The sequence below is a fragment of the Paenibacillus sp. R14(2021) genome (assembly GCF_019431355.1).
GTDB lineage: Bacteria > Bacillota > Bacilli > Paenibacillales > Paenibacillaceae > Paenibacillus_Z.
On sequence record NZ_CP080269.1, the window covers coordinates 1,613,569 to 1,630,286 of the forward strand.

General features: G+C 45.7%; 16 protein-coding genes and 1 pseudogene. 6 read left to right on the plus strand and 11 right to left on the minus strand.

What is annotated here, in order from left to right; all coding sequences use genetic code 11:
* Nucleotides 1-20: 20 nt before the first annotated feature.
* Together KXU80_RS07760 and KXU80_RS07765 are read left to right on the plus strand one after the other, a co-directional pair.
* Complete coding sequence (locus KXU80_RS07760) at nt 21-617, plus strand: NADPH-dependent F420 reductase (RefSeq protein ID WP_219837649.1); 597 nt, start codon at nt 21-23, stop codon at nt 615-617.
* A 383-nt stretch (nt 618-1,000) separates the two neighbouring features.
* Entirely contained in the window at nt 1,001-1,267 is a 267-nt protein-coding gene (locus KXU80_RS07765) for a transposase (RefSeq protein ID WP_219837650.1), read from the plus strand.
* Between the two features lie 366 nt (nt 1,268-1,633).
* Here KXU80_RS07765 and KXU80_RS07770 read toward each other — a convergent pair whose 3' ends face one another.
* Nucleotides 1,634-2,113 carry a hypothetical protein gene (locus KXU80_RS07770; protein ID WP_219837651.1) on the minus strand — a complete coding sequence of 160 codons (480 nt, stop codon included), beginning with the start codon at nt 2,111-2,113 and terminating at the stop codon, nt 1,634-1,636.
* Nucleotides 2,114-2,618: 505 nt separating this feature from the next.
* Nucleotides 2,619-3,889 (minus strand): annotated as a pseudogene (locus KXU80_RS07775) (IS110 family transposase).
* A 438-nt stretch (nt 3,890-4,327) separates the two neighbouring features.
* On the opposite strand from KXU80_RS07775, the gene KXU80_RS07780 reads away from it, so the two are divergent.
* Nucleotides 4,328-5,353, plus strand: coding sequence for a glycosyltransferase family 4 protein (locus tag KXU80_RS07780; RefSeq protein ID WP_219837652.1), 1,026 nt, complete (start codon nt 4,328-4,330; stop codon nt 5,351-5,353).
* Nucleotides 5,354-6,043: a glycosyltransferase family 2 protein gene (locus KXU80_RS07785; protein ID WP_219837653.1), complete on the plus strand. Its 690-nt coding sequence runs from the start codon at nt 5,354-5,356 to the stop codon at nt 6,041-6,043.
* Nucleotides 6,044-6,853: 810 nt separating this feature from the next.
* Here the strand turns inward: KXU80_RS07785 and KXU80_RS07790 are convergent.
* The 3 genes from KXU80_RS07790 to KXU80_RS07800 form a co-directional block, all read right to left on the minus strand.
* Nucleotides 6,854-7,243, minus strand: a complete 390-nt coding sequence (locus KXU80_RS07790; RefSeq protein WP_219837654.1) for a hypothetical protein — start codon at nt 7,241-7,243, stop codon at nt 6,854-6,856.
* A gap of 117 nt (nt 7,244-7,360) precedes the next feature.
* Nucleotides 7,361-8,740, minus strand: coding sequence for a group II intron reverse transcriptase/maturase (gene ltrA / locus KXU80_RS07795; protein ID WP_219837646.1), 1,380 nt, complete (start codon nt 8,738-8,740; stop codon nt 7,361-7,363).
* A gap of 982 nt (nt 8,741-9,722) precedes the next feature.
* The gene (locus tag KXU80_RS07800) at nt 9,723-10,994 is read right to left on the minus strand and encodes an IS110 family RNA-guided transposase (RefSeq protein ID WP_219837655.1); all 1,272 of its coding nucleotides are present in this window, start codon (nt 10,992-10,994) and stop codon (nt 9,723-9,725) included.
* A 303-nt stretch (nt 10,995-11,297) separates the two neighbouring features.
* Between KXU80_RS07800 and KXU80_RS07805 the strand changes: the two genes are divergently transcribed.
* The gene (locus KXU80_RS07805) at nt 11,298-11,762 is read left to right on the plus strand and encodes a ClbS/DfsB family four-helix bundle protein (protein ID WP_219837656.1); all 465 of its coding nucleotides are present in this window, start codon (nt 11,298-11,300) and stop codon (nt 11,760-11,762) included.
* A gap of 198 nt (nt 11,763-11,960) precedes the next feature.
* Here the strand turns inward: KXU80_RS07805 and KXU80_RS07810 are convergent, their stop codons facing one another.
* The 4 genes from KXU80_RS07810 to KXU80_RS07825 all read right to left on the minus strand — a co-directional run bounded on the left by KXU80_RS07810 (nt 11,961) and on the right by KXU80_RS07825 (nt 14,585).
* Nucleotides 11,961-12,356: a hypothetical protein gene (locus KXU80_RS07810; RefSeq protein WP_219837657.1), complete on the minus strand. Its 396-nt coding sequence runs from the start codon at nt 12,354-12,356 to the stop codon at nt 11,961-11,963.
* A gap of 345 nt (nt 12,357-12,701) precedes the next feature.
* Nucleotides 12,702-13,040 (minus strand): bacillithiol system redox-active protein YtxJ, encoded by a 339-nt coding sequence (gene ytxJ / locus KXU80_RS07815; RefSeq protein WP_219838924.1) that lies wholly within the window; start codon nt 13,038-13,040, stop codon nt 12,702-12,704.
* A 132-nt stretch (nt 13,041-13,172) separates the two neighbouring features.
* Nucleotides 13,173-13,919: an SDR family NAD(P)-dependent oxidoreductase gene (locus KXU80_RS07820; RefSeq protein ID WP_219837658.1), complete on the minus strand. Its 747-nt coding sequence runs from the start codon at nt 13,917-13,919 to the stop codon at nt 13,173-13,175.
* A 192-nt stretch (nt 13,920-14,111) separates the two neighbouring features.
* A complete protein-coding gene (locus KXU80_RS07825; protein WP_219837659.1) occupies nt 14,112-14,585 on the minus strand; it encodes a DinB family protein in 474 nt (157 codons plus the stop codon).
* A gap of 278 nt (nt 14,586-14,863) precedes the next feature.
* Between KXU80_RS07825 and KXU80_RS07830 the strand changes: the two genes are divergently transcribed.
* Nucleotides 14,864-15,421: a TetR/AcrR family transcriptional regulator gene (locus KXU80_RS07830; protein WP_219837660.1), complete on the plus strand. Its 558-nt coding sequence runs from the start codon at nt 14,864-14,866 to the stop codon at nt 15,419-15,421.
* Between the two features lie 249 nt (nt 15,422-15,670).
* Here the strand turns inward: KXU80_RS07830 and KXU80_RS07835 are convergent, their stop codons facing one another.
* Together KXU80_RS07835 and KXU80_RS07840 are read right to left on the minus strand one after the other, a co-directional pair.
* Complete coding sequence (locus KXU80_RS07835; RefSeq protein ID WP_219837661.1) at nt 15,671-16,336, minus strand: hypothetical protein; 666 nt, start codon at nt 16,334-16,336, stop codon at nt 15,671-15,673.
* 166 nt (nt 16,337-16,502) lie between these two features.
* Nucleotides 16,503-16,718, minus strand: a complete 216-nt coding sequence (locus tag KXU80_RS07840) for an epoxide hydrolase N-terminal domain-containing protein (RefSeq protein ID WP_219837662.1) — start codon at nt 16,716-16,718, stop codon at nt 16,503-16,505.

Consider the following 16,718-nt stretch of genomic DNA (forward strand, 5'->3'; position numbering starts at 1 on the left):
GTCCCCTGAATGGAGAGTTCATGAGCTATTCGATTATTGGCTTTGGCGAGGTAGGCCAAGCACTCGCCCGAGCATTTGCAAGAAAGAACATCGATGTGACCGTCGCCAGCCGTCGCCCTCCCGGGATGTTGATGCAGCAGGCACGAGCGATCGGCCCCACCGTTGTCCCTAGGACGCTGCAGGATGCAATCGCGTCCGACACGATCTTCCTGGCGGTTCCGTTTTGGGAACATCGCGAAGTAGCGAAGCAGATCACAACCTGGCAGGGCAAGACGATTATCGACGCGACAAATACATTTGCTCCCGTTGAAGACCTGGATGGTCAACCGTCGTCCGCAGTTGTCGCCAAAGCGTTTACCGGCGCCAGGTTCGTAAAGGGCTTTAACCATCTGCCCGCTGCCGTTCTGGCCGCTGATCCGAGCGTGAATGGCGGCAGCCGCGTCGTGTTTTTATCAAGCGACGACGAAAATGCGGTGGCGCCGGTCGCGGTTCTGGCCGAACAACTCGGTTTCGCACCGATTGCGCTAGGACCGCTCAAGGATGGCGGCTCGCTCGTCCAGGCCAGGGGCAATACCTGGGCTGAACTGATCTTCCAGGATTTCGTCAAGTTCAAATAGCGGCGCGTCAAAACAAAGTCACAGCCGCCACGCGCATAGCCAAACGCGTGCTGGTGATCTGACCGAGATTCAGTTAGTGCTTCTGCGTGGGTGCATCATGGCCGCTAGACTCGCCGGATACCACTCGAAATATGTATCATGTAATAATGCTTAACGATTGTTCGTTCAACATGAAGGACTATTCAATGACAATAGGTACATAAAAAGGCGTGCCATTAAGCCAATGTCATTAAGTTAAGGCGCAAGGTTAAAAATCAAGAACAAGAGCAGGTTATCGAAAAGATAGCCCGCTCTTTTTTTGCACGAAAAAGAAAAAGGTACTTGCTAAGCAGGTAGAAAGGTGTGGCGAAGCCCCTTGAAAAACGAGAAGGTTACACCAATGAATGAGCACGCAAATTCACCATAAAATTCGTAAAGCAATGGCGGATCGTGATGCGCAGTACAGGCTGTCAGGCCTTGTGAAGATTGATGATTTTTATATCGGTGCCCCGACTGAGAATAGCAAGCGCGGACGTGGCACCGATAAAAATCAGGTCCTTGTCGCCGTGTCTAAAAACAAAATGGGGTATTCATTGTTCGTGAAAATGGAAGTCATTGATGAGATGAAAAAGGAAACGGTAGAAGCATTTGTAACGGAAAAAATAGAATAGAAATCAACGCTCATTGCTGACGGACGGGCCAGTAATCAAAAATGGATGAAGTGTTATGTATACTTTTTAATCCATTTTTAAAATTAATAAAATCTTCCAATAAATGTTCTAAGTAATATTGAAATATCTCAATTATCAATGATAAAAAAATAAAGGGCGTTTCAATTGTATCCCCACCCAAATCCCTTCAGTGAATTCCATAAATTAGAATGCATAAAACAAACGATGTTGCGTTAAACTCCCGTTACTTCAATGAAAAAAACAGACTGCCAATGCAATCTGCTCAATTCTGCTATTGTTCCCAGTTAGTGCAATAGTTGAAAACTGCTAATACGCTAGCCGAATGTAGACTGCCTGCTCGTTTAACTAATTACAAACGTCATTACTTTCTTTCTCTAACCATTGAAGATAATTAAATAGCTCTTTAGATTTAGCTTGAAACGTCTTCGAGTCATACCGAATCACTATTTCATCTTTAATACCGGAGCTTGATGAAAATCCACTTCCATCGGCATTTCTTGTATGTAACCAATTATAAGCTTTCGAAATTGTCATTGTCTTTCCATCATTCATAATAATTTTAATTACTGTCGGGTACTTATTAAATTCTGCTGAGCCATGGACAGGTTTTGAAGAGTTTATTCTACCGATTAAATTGAGAATGATTGTTCTCTCTTGTTCATTAGTCATTTCGCACAATGGAGAATCCGGTGCTCCTGGAAAGTTCCTGACAACCTGCATTGATACAACATCTTCGACCTGTACAATTTGCTTTGATGGTGACTTCCAAGCTGTCAGGATTGTGAGTGACAAGATAATTGTAAGTGCAATTTGAAAATTCTTCATTACCAATCCTCCATTTTTGATTTGGTATTATTTTCTCCAAATCAAATCGAAGTATCCTGCCGTTAGCGTAATGAAAAATTGAGCAGTTGCCGTTGGCAACTACTCCAAGATGCTTTGAACTCCCTCAGTACGATTCATTTTTCTCACGAATACTCGCTTATTCGCAGGATTTCACCCTTGCTAGATTTGCGGAAAGACTGTTTGGGCAACCCTGTTGAAGACCAGGACAACATGAAGGCGTGAGGAAATAGAGGGGGAGATTAAAACCCCATATCCTTCCATATGCTGCACGCATTCTCCACGCCGCCCCTGGAGGTTTTCACTCCCATGTCGGGGCGGGTTGATGCCCTCTCATTCCTTCGTTACGCCTGTCCAGGGGGTGGAGGCCGGTCTTGCTATCGTTACGGGTCGGTGCCCTTTGATTCAATCACATCCGGTACCCCGTGCTTTCTTTGAAATCCCGCGAATAAGCCAAAATTCGTACGACGAACGGTAAGTTATCGACTTAAGCTGCTAGCTGAAATGGCATCGTTTTGTGGGGATTGTAGGCTTCACTACTACGAGCCATCGCTACAAGAATGCGAGCCAGTTTACCACAGAGCTTCATCAGAGACCTCATTTTCTTCATCTTCTTCACCTGAACATTGTATGCATGCATCGCCTTGAACTCCGGATTATTCGCTGTCAAGCTCAATGTCATCATGAATATGAAACGTCGAAGGCGAGATCGTCCGCGTTTACTAATCTTCATCTGTCCAGTCCATTTGCCCGAGCTTGCCTCTGCGAGGTTAAGACCAGCATGACGCAACAAAGCATTGCCATGAACAAAGCCGCTTAAATCCCCAGCTTCGCCCAGAATACCAGCCAATGAAATGGCACTAATCCCTTTGACAGCAAGCATGGATCTAGCAAAAGGGATGCGGTCCAAAACTGCAATAATCTCTGTCTCCACATCTTGCAGCTGCTCACACGCTAAGTCATATTCAGCGAGAAGTTGCTTTAAGTGAAGCTTGTACGCATGCGTTGCTTGAGTAGAGCCAACAGAATGTCTAGCAAGAGCAATTAGGGCCTGAGCCTTCTTGTTTCCAGACTGACGTTGCATAATGGATTTCCACCCTCTCACCACGTCCTGAGGCGTTAAATTTCTCAGTTCTTCTGGTGTCGGGAACAGACGTAGTGTCGCCAATGAACCTCTGCACATCAGCTTCTTAAAAACTTGACGTAGCTCAGGGAACACGACGTCAACCCAACGATGAATTTGGTTCTTTGCACTAACGAGTCTTGTAACGACGGAGTCCCGGTTTGAGAGAAAGACCCGAAGCTCTTCAAAAGCTTCAGACGTTTTGCGAATGAACGAATAGTAGCCGTTTTTAACCATGTCTGCGATGACAAGAGCATCTTTTTTATCGCTCTTAGATGGCGTATTGTCTCGGTTTTCCTTATTCTTTTTCACGAGATGAGGATTAACAAGAACAACTTCAAATTGCTTCTCAGATAGCCATCTGGAGACGCTTAGTCAGTAATGCCCCGTTGGTTCCATACCTATGATAGCGGAATTAAAGTTATGGGCTGCCTGCAACGACTGGATCCAGCGATGAAGAATCTGAAAACCTTCTTCGTCATTTGAGAAAGATAGGGGATTGCCGATTACGATCCCGCGAAGTTTACTGCACGTGCAACGTGCGTTAGTTGTGCGATGTCGATCCCGACGACGAGATGCTGAGCGGTAATTTTTTCAATGAGTTGATTTTGTTTGTCCTGCGATTTAAACTTCATAGTAGAGCGTCCTCCTGGATGATGGGATTTTAAGGGCTATGACCCGTTGCGTACTCCCATCGTACCGAGGCGCTTTTCTTTTTGCAAAGCTCTTAATTAACGCTCTACAGGAATGCTATCGTTCTCCGTTACTCGACGATTTTAATCATAATAGTCTAGACTTGCCCCTAAAACCAGTTAGATAAAGCAAGAATTTGATTGATTCAATGCACCTGTAACTATGCCAGTTGGGAAGAACATACGAACGAAGAAGGAAGATACCTGCAATTATTGCGTTCAGGCCAACGCATTAAAACCTCACTCTTCTTTCCTTCGCTCGTTATATGCAATTAAAGCTGTTTTCACTCGGTATATGCCATCAAGAGCCGTGTCCCGCAGGAAAGTCAGCTCATATTCTACAGTGAATGCCTATGGCAGACACAAGGAGCTGAGGTGCGCTTGAGAATTGTACAAATCTCGACGAATACGATTCCTGTCCCGCCAAAGAAATATGGGGGTACCCAGCGTGACGTGCATTATTTGACAGAGGAGCTTGTTAAACGGGGGCATGAGGTGTTTCTGTTCGCCAAGAAGGGCTCGACGTCGCACGCGACCCAAACGTTCGAATACGATTCGAACGATCGAACTAAGCAGTTGGATTTCATTATCAAGAATATGCCAAAGGACATTGACATCATCCATGATCATTACGGCATCGTCGCGAAAGCGAACCCTCCAATTCCGACCATTTGCCAATCCCATTCGAATTGGATCAGGTCGAACGTGCAGACCCGGGTCTACGTCAGTAAATTCATATTGCGGAAGTACGGTAAAGGAAAAGGTTACGCCATTCACAACGGCATGAGCATGGACGACTATACGTTCCGGAAAAAAAAGCAAAAGTACCTGCTCTTCCTCGGAAGGCTAATCAAGGAGAAAGGCGTTCACCTGGCCATCAAGGTAGCCAAGAAGGCAAATCGAAAGCTTATCATCGCTGGCACGCTGAATGACAAGAAATACTACCGCGCCAAGATCAAGCCACATCTAGGTAAAAAAATCCGCTACATCGGCCCTGTCGGCGGCGACCGTAAACGCAGGTTGCTGGCCAACGCGCACTGCGTCCTGTTCACCTCTACCTGGGATGAGCCGTTTGGGCTCGTCCTCGTCGAAGCAATGGCGAGCGGCACGCCCGTACTTGGCTTCCGCCGTGGCGCCGTTCCTGAAGTGCTTCGCGGCGTGCCGCGGCTCGTATGCGACACGACGACCGGAATGGCAGCGAAGGTCCGCAACCGCAAGCGGCTACCCAGTGCCCGCGCGTTAAGGAGGTACGCTCGAACCCGGTACTCCGAGCATAACATGACGGATGCATTCTTGCGGCTGTACCAGAAGGTGATCAACAAGAAGCTATACAAAATCAAGCAAAAAACGTTATGGAATCGGCGCCAAGCAAAGCTTCAACCTACGTCGAATGGAGATGAAGGTTAGATGATTACCGTAATCGCATGCACGAATAGGTCCTCCTGCATCGACAACGTGTTCAAAAATTACGACCGACAGCTCTGGAAGAATAAGAAAATGATCATCGTCCTGAACAATGACAAAATGGACATCGAGGTTTACAAGGAGCGAGCCGGCCACTATTCGGAAGGCGAAGTGACTGTTTACCAGCTGCCTCAGAAATACCGGCTCGGCAAATGCCTGAATTACGCTATCAAATACGCGGACAACGGCTTCATCGCCAAGTTCGATGACGATGATTACTATGGCCCTAAATTTCTTCGAGAGGCAGCTCGCGCAATTAAACACGGTAGAGCATCTATCGTCGGTAAACACACGGCTTACCTCTATTTCCAATCTAAGCGAGCGCTGATGGTGTTCCGGCGCGGCAACGAGTGGAAATACAAGCGTAAAGTCAAAGGCGGCACACTGGTATTTCGCAGATCAGTATGGCGACATGTCAAATTTCCCGCTAACCGGAAAGCCGGCACGGATGCCAGATGGCTTTCTCGCTGCATTCGGCGAGGCTTCCGCGTCTATTCCGTCTCCAAACGACACTATGTCTGCATCCGCCGTAAAAATTGGAAGAGCCATACGCAGAAAAAAAGCACGCACCGGTATATGCGGCACTGCAGGTTCGTACGCCGTACAAAAAAATTCCAACGTTACGTCAAATAGTGCCTGAGAAATAGATAACGAAAACAAAGTCAATCGAACGGCCGGTTGACCTTAATTGATTTTCCAATGGGAAGAAAGAAATCATCCCATTCCCTAGCTGGGTACGGAAACGTTAGAATGATTAACATACCGTCACACTCCGAAAAATAAGTATCAGGCTGACCAACAAATTTTAGAATGAAGAATCTGAAAAATTTCGCTACGAAGCAACAAAAAAGCAACTTCCTTCGTGGAGAAGTTGCTTTTTTGTGGGTTGTCTCTATTATTTCATCTCCAGGGTTTCTAAGATTGGTTTAGTAGCCTTCCAGTTGAGTACACCATTATCTTCAATAATGCCAATTGTTAGATCATGTCGGCAGCCTGATGACGTTATGCGAATTCCGATAGTCTAGCCGTTGCAATCGGCAACAACTTCACGTCTTTCGAGAGTTGTGCTGCGTTCTGTATATTACGGGCTAATTCCACTTTCTGTTTTAGGACAGGCGATCTTCCATTTCGCTCTACATCTAGTTCATATTTATGAATATGATAATGTAGTTCAGTAAACTCTTTTGTTAAACGATATAGTTCGTTAGGATGTTGAACAATCATACGAAGCATAGTCGAGCCCTCGATCCGTTCAAACACGATACCTTTCCTAGGTTCAAAGTCGATTAAATCGTACGCTCTGGGCGAAGGGATTCCAAGGAAGGCGACAATTTGATTTACCTCATATTCATATCTGATCGCTTCCACAATCACAGAATTTAAAATTGGAATTGGTTCCAGGCTGAACACCTTGTTTTAACAATAGGCTTGCGTGAGTATGCCTTAAATCATGAAATGTAAAGTGAGATCTCTTATGGCAGTATGCATTTGAGTTGCTGTATCAATCGATCTATGGTCCTGAACAATCACCTCTTCAAAAGTATCCTCAAATACCTCTCTGATTTGTCTTTCAAGTTTTATTACATCTAAATCGTCCATATGTTTTGTAATATAAATCGATATTGTTCTAATTTCCGATTCATATTCGTCCTCGGGGCATTCCATTGCTAACAGCAGGACGGGATCCCAAAGATCGATATATCTTTTTACAATCTCAATGACAGGCTTTGGATCAAAGGAAAGGTTGTTCAGATATTCCTTTTCCTCGCTTACTTCTTTCTGGACAATCTTCATTTTTTCATCAAATGAAAGGTCTTTATTGAATTTTGTCATATGTCCTCCAACTCCGTTTTATTAACCTCCAAATTCTCCAAGTATATCCTATACATAATTACAATGGATTTGTTGCGTTAAGTAGAGTAAAGGACTGAGAATCCCAGCCCCTCCTCATCAAACCGTACGTGCAGTTTTCCCGCATACGGCTTTCCGACGTTCTTCATCAAGGGCAGTACGGTTTTTCCATGTGCATAAAGTTTTCAATCCTGTACGTTGAAGCAGTAAGTGCATCTCTGACCAATTCTGCTTACGCTTTCTGTGTTTGTTGTTCCAGAAAAGTCTAAGTCTCCTAAGGACGTACCAGTCGATCTTGGCGAGGAATCGGTTTGCCATTCCTCGATCCACATCCAGATGTGCGTAGTAATTGCGCCATCCTTGAATCATGGGATTGAGCAACTCGACCATCAATTTGAGCGGCCATTGCAGCCGCCCTCTGGATGCCGTTTCTTCCTTCACACGAGTGCGCATCTTCTTCATTGCTTTCTTCGATGGAAAGCTTCGCAGTCGATACTTTGTCCCGTTTTTATGGAGATAAGGCATCTTCCGATGATGAAAGCCAAGGAAGTCGAACCCGTCCTGGTTCTTCCACAAACACACTAGCTTTGATTTGGACGTGTTCATGGTCAATTCCAGTTTCCCAAAGATCGCTTTAAGGGTACGAATCGCCTCGAGCGCCTGCGGTTTGTATCGGCACAGAATGACAAGATCGTCGGCATACCTTACTAGCTTTCCGAGATGAGAAAATCGTTTTTCCCATATCGTATCGAGGTAGTTGAGATAGATGTTGGCCAGAAGCGGAGAGATTACGCCGCCTTGCGGGCTGCCAATCGCCGTTTTGTGCCATACACCATCCTTCATTACACCTGCTTCAAGCCACTGTCTAATTAACTTCAGAATGCGCCTGTCGCAGATGCGTTCTTCGACCAGTTTCATCAGCTTGCTGTGGGAGATATTATCGAAGTAGCCTGTAATATCTACGTCGACCACCCAGTTGACGACACCCCAATTGATGCTTTCCCGGATGCTCTTAATCGCCTGGTGAGCCGACCGCTTGGGGCGAAATCCGTACGAGCAATCTTTGAAATCTGCTTCGAATATGCCTTCGATCACTAATTTCGTTGCCATCTGAATAGTCCGGTCACGGACGGTTGGAATACCCAAGGGACGTGTCTTTCCGTCCGGCTTCGGAATCTCTTTCCGCTTGACTGGAGATGGTCGGTATTCCCCATTCATCAGCTGGTGCCTGATCTCTTCGATGAAGGATGCTTCGCCAATCTCTCGAACGATAAATGCGATCGTTTGTCCATCGATGCCGGCACTACCGCGATTGGTTTTCACTCTTGCCCAAGCTTCTTGTAGGATATCTTTCCGGAAAACTTTGTCGTATAGGGCATGAAACTTACGCTTGGGGTTTACCTTAGCCGCAAGATAGAGGGTATTTTGGAGTTGTCGAGCGTTTTCATTGGTGGCGTTAGCCGTGTATTCGGCATTCACTTGCTCTTACCTCCTTGATATCCCGTGAACGAAGTGGGGTATTGCCTCTCGGCGCCCTTCCCTCCCCGGGGTTATGTTGTCCGCCGGATCATTGGTAGTATGGCCCCCTCCGACTCCCTTCCCGCAGCTCGCCACTTCACCTTTAGGGCTTATAGGTTTGCTCGTTACGAAAAAAAAACTTCGTGCGGGGGAGGGTCTCCCTAGTTCCAGACACAACTGTCTCTACATGCCGATCCCTTTACACCGGAGGGTTCTTCTGCGCTGCATTCCAAGATCTTCGCGCATTCCATGGCCTTCGCCGGGGCAGTCGTGGCTCGGCTCCCTCTTGTCCCTTTCGGGTTCACTTTCTCGATGCGGTAGGATTCATTTTCATTACGGCCTGCAGATTTGCTTCATCGCATAGAGCGCGACTTTTCGCAGGGCTTCAGCCGCCGGATTTCGCCGACGTCTGCCTGCTAGCTACGAGGCGGCTTGGTCCCTACTCCGACTGAACTTGCATCAGTAAGTTGTGTCTAGCTTAGCTAGGCGCGCACTGCCCGTTAGTTGAACGAAAGGCTGCCGTTCGTGCCCGGCAGCCTTGACCTGGTGACTGTTCAACTCCCTCAGTACGATTCATTTTTCTCACGAATACTCGCTTATTCGCAGGATTTCACCCTTGCTAGATTTGCGGAAAGACTGTTTGGGCAACCCTGTTGAAGACCAGGACAACATGAAGGCGTGAGGAAATAGAGGGGGAGATTAAAACCCCATATCCTTCCATATACTGCACGCATTCTCCACGCCGCCCCTGGAGGTTTTCACTCCCATGTCGGGGCGGGTCGATGCCCTCTCATTCCTTCGTTACGCCTGTCCAGGGGGTGGAGGCCGGTCTTGCTATCGTTACGGGTCGGTCCCTTTGGTTCAATCACATCCGGTACCCCGTGCTTTCTTTGAAATCCCGCGAATAAGCCAAAATTCGTACAACAAACGGTAAGTTATCGACTTAAGCTGCTAGCCGAAACGGCATCATTTTGTGAGGATTGTAGGCTTCACTACTACGAGCCATCCCTACAAGAATGCGAGCCAGTTTACCACAGAGCTTCATCAGAGACCTCATTTTCTTCATCTTCTTCACCTGAACATTGTATGCATGCATCGCCTTGAATTCCGGATTATTCGCTGTCAAGCTCAATGTCATCATGAATATGAAACGTCGAAGGCGAGATCGTCCGCGTTTACTAATCTTCATCTGTCCGGTCCATTTGCCCGAGCTTGCCTCTGCGAGGTTAAGGCCAGCATGACGCAACAAAGCATTGCCATGAACAAAGCCGCTTAAATCCCCAGCTTCGCCGAGAATACCAGCCAATGAAATGGCACTAATCCCTTTGACAGCAAGCATGGATTTAACAAAAGGGATGCGATCCAAAACTGCAATAATCTCTGTCTCCACATCCTGCAGCTGCTCACAAGCTAAGTCATACTCAGCGAGAAGTTGCTTTAAGTGCAGCTTGTACGCATGCGTTGCCTGTGTAGAGCCAACAGAATGACTAGCAAGAGCAATTAGGGCCTGAGCCTTCTTGTTTCCAGGCTGACGTTGCATAATGGATTTCCACCCCCTCACAACATCCTGCGGTGTTAAATTTCTCAGTTCTTCTGGTGTCGGGAACAGACGTAGTGTCGCCAATGAACCTCTGCACATCAGCTTCTTAAAAACTTGACGTAGCTCAGGGAACACGACGTCAACCCAACGATGAATTTGGTTCTTTGCACTAACGAGTCTTGTAAAGACGGAGTCCCGGTTTGAGAGAAAGACCCTAAGCTCTTCAAAGGCTTCAGACGTTTTGCGAATGAACGAGTAGTAGCCGTTTTTAACCATGTCTGCGATGACAAGAGCATCTTTTTTATCGCTCTTAGATGGCGTATTGTCTCGGTTTTCCTTATTCTTTTTCACGAGATGAGGATTAACAAGAACAACTTCAAATTGCTTCTCAGATAGCCATCTGGAGACGCTTAGCCAGTAATGCCCCGTTGGTTCCATACCTATGATAGCGGAATTAAAGTTATGGGCTGCCTGCAACGACTGGATCCAGCGATGAAGAATCTGAAAACCTTCTTCGTCATTTGAGAAAGATAGGGGATTGCCGATTACGATCCCGCGAAAGTTTACTGCACGTGCAACGTGCGTTAGTTGTGCGATGTCGATCCCGACGACGAGATGCTGAGCGGTAATTTTTTCAATGAGTTGATTTTGTTTGTCCTGCGATTTAAACTTCATAGTAGAGCGTCCTCCTGGATGATGGGATTTTAAGGGCTATGACCCGTTGCGTACTCCCATCGTACCGAGGCGCTTTTCTTTTTGCAAAGCTCTTAATTAACGCTCTACAGGAATGCTATCGTTCCCAGTTAGCGTAATGATTTGACGCCTTTCGATTTTCTTGCCTAAGGTCCACCTTATACATAATTCGATTTTAGATAAAACACCCTATTTATAAACAGACTTTGTTGATTGATAAGAACATTTGTTCTATAATATAAATAATATCATAGTTCGAAATACTATCAATTGGAGGTTTATAACGTGGCAACGATTTCTGATGTCTCTAAAGACTTAGAAAGCATGACGGTGTTTATTTCCGATTTAATCCCTTACTCTGATGATGTCCTTAGCAAACCACTAGTTGGTACATGGTCGATTCAAGACCTTATCAGTCATATTATGGGTTGGGACAAGAACTTCATTAAGACAATTAATCAGATCATAAACAATGAGGAAGCAATACTTGAAGAACATCACGATGTGCAAGCATTTAATGAAGCATCCGTTACTTTCGGTAGAAAAATGAAATCACATGATTTATTGAAGGGAGCAATTTCGCAACGCAAACAATTGATCTTAAAACTCAATTTGGTTTCAGAATCAGCATTCATTAGACAATTCCATAATAGTGCGTATACGTTGGAAACCTTTTTACAAGAAATGTTTATTGGTCATGATAGGCATCACGAAGCACAAATAAAGAACTACCTTGAAATGGTTAGTTAGTATGAGTCAAAGAACCGCCAGCGATGGCGGTTCTTTTTAATTCTTAATATATAAAATTCAGTTAGCGTAATGATGGCTGCCGAATCGGTAGTTCACACCCTTGTTGCGGTAAACTGTCTGTTACTTCAATGGCCAGGAGCAGGTCGCCGCGGCATCTTTTCCATCAATTTCACTATCGTTTCCCGTTAGCTTAATTGACTATGCGTAAATATCAATCCCTACAATACGATTATCGCTTGAATCAACTACAAGAATAAGTAAACGTGCAAAAACAATGAAGGTACGAATAGTAACGGATTCACGCAATTTTTCCTCAAGAACCCAACCTGTTGGAGCAAGAAAAACAGACCCTGTGTCAGCAAAAAAAGGGTTATGGAAGAAGTCTCCCAGCTTTTCGGTTTCCAGAGTATTTAGTGGGATAATAGCTTCTTTACGAACTGAAAAGTACTTTAATTTCCTTCTCCCTGTTGCAAGATTTAAGTCAGCGTTTCGATATAAATCTGTTACAACAGGATAAATCCCGTCACTAAGCTTATTTTCGATTAATTTTCTTGAGTTTGGCTTTAATCCAATTACATTAATACTTTGCAGCACACCATTATAGTAAGCCCCTTTAACATTTGTATAATGCGGGGAGATTTCAGTATTAATTAGACTTATTGCATGTTCTTATTCATTTTGTACACCATATAAATATATTTATTTTCATTTTGGTTTTTTATAAGTTCGTTTTTTAGGGAACTAAGACATTAAAATAAAAAGCCGCAACTTATGCGGCTTTCAATGTTATTATATTTTTGTCACCCAACATTATTGTTGCTACTAAGTTTACAGCATTTAGTGTCATACACCCGCTTAGTGTCATACCCTATAAGCTAGCTAGCGGTAATCCCATGGATTAACACATCTCCGGCTCGCCCTGACAACCCCTCTTCTATATTAATCTAGGACTGCTGTCATATGCTCTTTTGTAATTGCCCAATGGGAAGTAGCCCAGTATTTGGCCTTATCCTTGATGAAAATCATTTGAGGGGATTCGTGTTTTACATTTAATTCATCGGCAATCTTGTTTGACACCGGACGTGATTCGAGCACTTTGACAAGTGTGTAATCTATCTTTTGATTCGGTGTACTTTTCAAATAATCTTCAAATTCACGAAGCGCATTAGCGCTAACCGGACATGTGGTACTATGTTTTAAAATAAGCTGTCCACGTTCTGTAGATTTGTCAAATATTTCTACCCATTCATTTAGCGTGGTTATTTCATTCCATTCCATCATAATTCTCCTTATTAATAGCTTTTTCTATTATCTCAGGGTCACCGGGATATCGACAATTATTTGCTTTTGGATTTGATCTAAAATGAAGTCCTTTTTGATTCAATTTTAAAGAATCGATGGCTCCTCTTCTTAATGCATGCCGCCGGATGCGCTGATTCTCTCACCCGTAAGCCATGCAGCTTCATCAGAGGCAAGAAAGACTACTGTCGGGGTTATATCTTCCGGTTTTCCGAATCGGCCGCCCAGCGGGGTAGCAGCAGCAAGTGTCCTTCCGGCCTCACTGGCCACGAAACCGGCGTTGCCTTCCGTATCCGTAAAGCCCGGAGCAACGGTATTGACTCGGATGTTACGCGGTCCGAGTTCCTTCGCGAGTGCCATCGTCATCGTATCTACCGCGCCTTTACTCGACGCGTAAAGCATGGTAGTTGGAACAGGATTTTTACTTGCGATCGTGCCGATATTAATAATGCTTCCGCCTTCTGTAGGGAAATGTTTCAACGCTTGCTGCGAGGTCAGTATCGGCCCAAGAACGTTAATGTTAAAGTGGCGATGGAACAACTCCTCCGTCACGTCCTCTAATGGCTGGAATTCGAAGATGCCGCCGTTGTTGACCAGGATATTCGGCGTGCCAAGAGTGTTTCTAGTCTCCTCGAACAACCGCTCGACGTCCGCCGCTTTGGACATATCACCCTGAACCGCGATTGCTCGGCCTCCTCCTTTGGTAATTTCAGTTACGACATGTTCCGCCCCCTGCCTGCTAGAGGAGTAATTGACAACGACGGCCGCACCAGCCTCCGCCAATCCCTTTGCGATGCCAGCACCGATCCCCTTCGAAGCACCCGTTACTATTGCCACTTTACCTGTTAAATTTGCCATTTATAAACTCCTTCATAATATGTTTTAAACCTTTTCTGTTTTTCAGTTATAAATCGTTATATTATCCATGTGAACAAGGGAACTTATCACGTATTCCTCAAAAGATACCATCGGAAGCATTGATTCTCTCACCTGCCAGACATCTGGCATTAGCGAAAGCGATTGTGCGCTTTTTTTCTGGTCAAAGGTGTATTAGGACAATATTCTTTTATAGGTGGAGAGAACACCGGCATGAAATCCTTCGTGGTACATATTGTAACGCAGCGATTGCTCCGGAGTTACCAGAGAGAGTCCAGTGGACGTATTAATAGGATCTACACTTTCGTTCAAACGGTCTAATGGATATTGTTTGCGGATTCTGTCCAGTTGTTCCGTAAGCAGAGATTTTAGTTCTGGGAATGTCGCGTTAGGAAGCGAAGCAGGGTAATCCAACGGACCCTTACCGGATCCGAACCGTTCAACAAACCCTTCCGGCAGATTCATCGGAAGATTCAGTTGCGAGAGCGTCATATACTCTGTAACGAAATAGATATGGCCAAGCTGCCAATGGATATTATTGCGAAAACCATCGGGAAAACGATTCACGAGTTCCTCAGTCATGCCTTCCATTGCTAGCAACGTTTGTGCTCTAATAATGCCTAATTCATCAAAAATCGTAGCATTCAATTGTATCGCTCCTTAATTTTTTATGATTTAGTTTGTCGTCATAAATGCATAACGATTCATCCATCTTTTGTCACGAAAGTAACTAATATATTTTCAATTCACAGGCATTCAAAATCCGCTGTCGAATTCATGCAAACGTCTTATTGTGCCTGTGGACATCCTGCTTTCTCCTTTCATATAGATGAGTTATATTTACCTGAACAGTGACCCACTTTAAAAGGAGCATTGTTCCGTTTATATTATACGGAGCACTGCTCCTATTGTCAAGGAGGAAGTATATGCGAGCCGATGCAATGAAAAACTATGAGCACATACTGGCAGTCGCGAACGAGGTTGTAACACAGCACGGTACCGATGCATCGCTGCGTGATATTGCCCGCAGAGCTGGCGTCGGGCTCGGCACATTGTATCGTCATTTCCCGACCCGAGAGGCGCTACTTGAAGCATTGCTACGTACAGGCTTCGACGAGCTAACGGCTACGGCACGTGAACTCGAAACTGCGAGTTCATCAGATGATGCACTTGTGTCGTGGCTGCGCGATGTCGTTACATTTACGGGCAGCTATCAAGGTGTTGTAGCAGCTATGATTACAGCCATCGAGGATACGGAGTCCGCACTCCATGCCTCGTGCGTCACGTTACGAATGGCAGGCGCTCGGCTTCTCGCTCGCACTCAGGCCGAGGGTCTAGCGCGTACTGACATAAATGGTGATGACTTGATCTCACTAACTACTGCGCTCGCGTGGCTCGGTGACCAGCCCTCGTCCGCGCCAAGAGCTGAGCATCACTTCAGTATTATAGTGAGCGCGATTTTGACAAATCGAGCGAGCGGTTGATCAAGCCATTTGTAATCCTGTGAAAGAATTGGCTGTTCGTGCCATGGTCCGCTCCCACCGCGAGGTGGGGGCTATTTAACATACAAATAAAGCAGTTCTAGGTATGGTCTTTGAGCTGCTTTGACGGAAGTATTTTTCCAAGAGATTTACATCTATTATATTTTTTTACATATTCTGAGATATATTATCGGTGGATCCGCAACGTCTAATGATTCTAAACACGGAATAACGATGTTGACCCCAATAATCTTAGGCTAAATTAGCGTAGCGACCTGAGGCCATTGCGTAGTTCATCCACATAGAGCTTCGGCTGCTCCCACGACGCGAAGTGTCCGCCTTTGTTGAGTTTTTTGAAAAGATTAGATTTGGATATGCCTTTTCTGTCCAGGTTTTCGGCGCTTCATAGACCTCGTCGGGAAACACGCTCACGGCAACAGGAAGTTTGATACCCTTAGGGGCAAAGAACGGATATTTATTCTCCCAGTAGAGGCGAGCAGCTGAAATCGGCGTATTCGTCAACCAGTAGAGCGTGATGTTGTCGAGAACATCATCTCTGGAAAGGCCTTCTAGTGGTCCGTTGAATGCCTTAGTAATCAAGTCCAGGCTCTTCGCTTCATGGTCCAGCATAAAGGCGGCCAAACCCACCGGCGAATCCGCGAGTCCCGTAAGCGTCTGCGGGCGCGTTCCCATCATCAGAGCGTATGCAACATGCTTATAAAAGAAATCCAACTGCTCGCATGCTCGTTTTTCTTCGCCTGACAGTCCCGGCGGGTAGCCCTTTCCGGCTTGAACTGCCTTCTCTAGATCGGACGGAACCACAAAGGGCAAGTTGGTGTGAATGCCGATTAGACCACTAGGCTGTTGAATACCCATTACATCTGCAATAATGGCGCCCCAGTCGCCGCCTGACGCCACATACTTCTTGTAGCCAAGGCGATTCGTCAGCTCTCCATAAGCATGAGCGATCCGATCAGGGCCCAGCCGGTCGTAGTTGGTTTTCCTGAAAACCCATAGCCAGGCATCGATGGAATGACTACATTGAACGCGTCCGACGCCTTCCCGCCATATGCCGTGGGATTGGTCAGTGGGAGTCGATAAGCTTCAGCTTTTCGACAATCGAGTCTGGCCATCCGTGCATAATGATGATTGGCATCGCGTTCTCATGCTTCGATCGGACATGAATGAAGTGAATGTCCTCCCCATCGATATTGGTGACGAACATCGGCAGAGCGTTCAACTTAGCCTCAAATTTACGCCAGTCGTAATCGTTTGCCCAATAATGGGCTAGGTTCTTCAT

Coding starts and splice junctions, on each gene's coding strand:
- KXU80_RS07760 (WP_219837649.1), top strand. CDS start 21: ATGAGCTATTCGATTATTGGCTTTGGCGAGGTAGGCCAAGCACTCGCC.
- KXU80_RS07765 (WP_219837650.1), top strand. CDS start 1,001: ATGAGCACGCAAATTCACCATAAAATTCGTAAAGCAATGGCGGATCGT.
- KXU80_RS07770 (WP_219837651.1), bottom strand. CDS start 2,113: ATGAAGAATTTTCAAATTGCACTTACAATTATCTTGTCACTCACAATC.
- KXU80_RS07785 (WP_219837653.1), top strand. CDS start 5,354: ATGATTACCGTAATCGCATGCACGAATAGGTCCTCCTGCATCGACAAC.
- KXU80_RS07790 (WP_219837654.1), bottom strand. CDS start 7,243: ATGACAAAATTCAATAAAGACCTTTCATTTGATGAAAAAATGAAGATT.
- KXU80_RS07800 (WP_219837655.1), bottom strand. CDS start 10,994: ATGAAGTTTAAATCGCAGGACAAACAAAATCAACTCATTGAAAAAATT.
- ytxJ (WP_219838924.1), bottom strand. CDS start 13,040: ATGGAATGGAATGAAATAACCACGCTAAATGAATGGGTAGAAATATTT.
- KXU80_RS07820 (WP_219837658.1), bottom strand. CDS start 13,919: ATGGCAAATTTAACAGGTAAAGTGGCAATAGTAACGGGTGCTTCGAAG.
- KXU80_RS07830 (WP_219837660.1), top strand. CDS start 14,864: ATGCGAGCCGATGCAATGAAAAACTATGAGCACATACTGGCAGTCGCG.
- KXU80_RS07840 (WP_219837662.1), bottom strand. CDS start 16,718: ATGAAGAACCTAGCCCATTATTGGGCAAACGATTACGACTGGCGTAAA.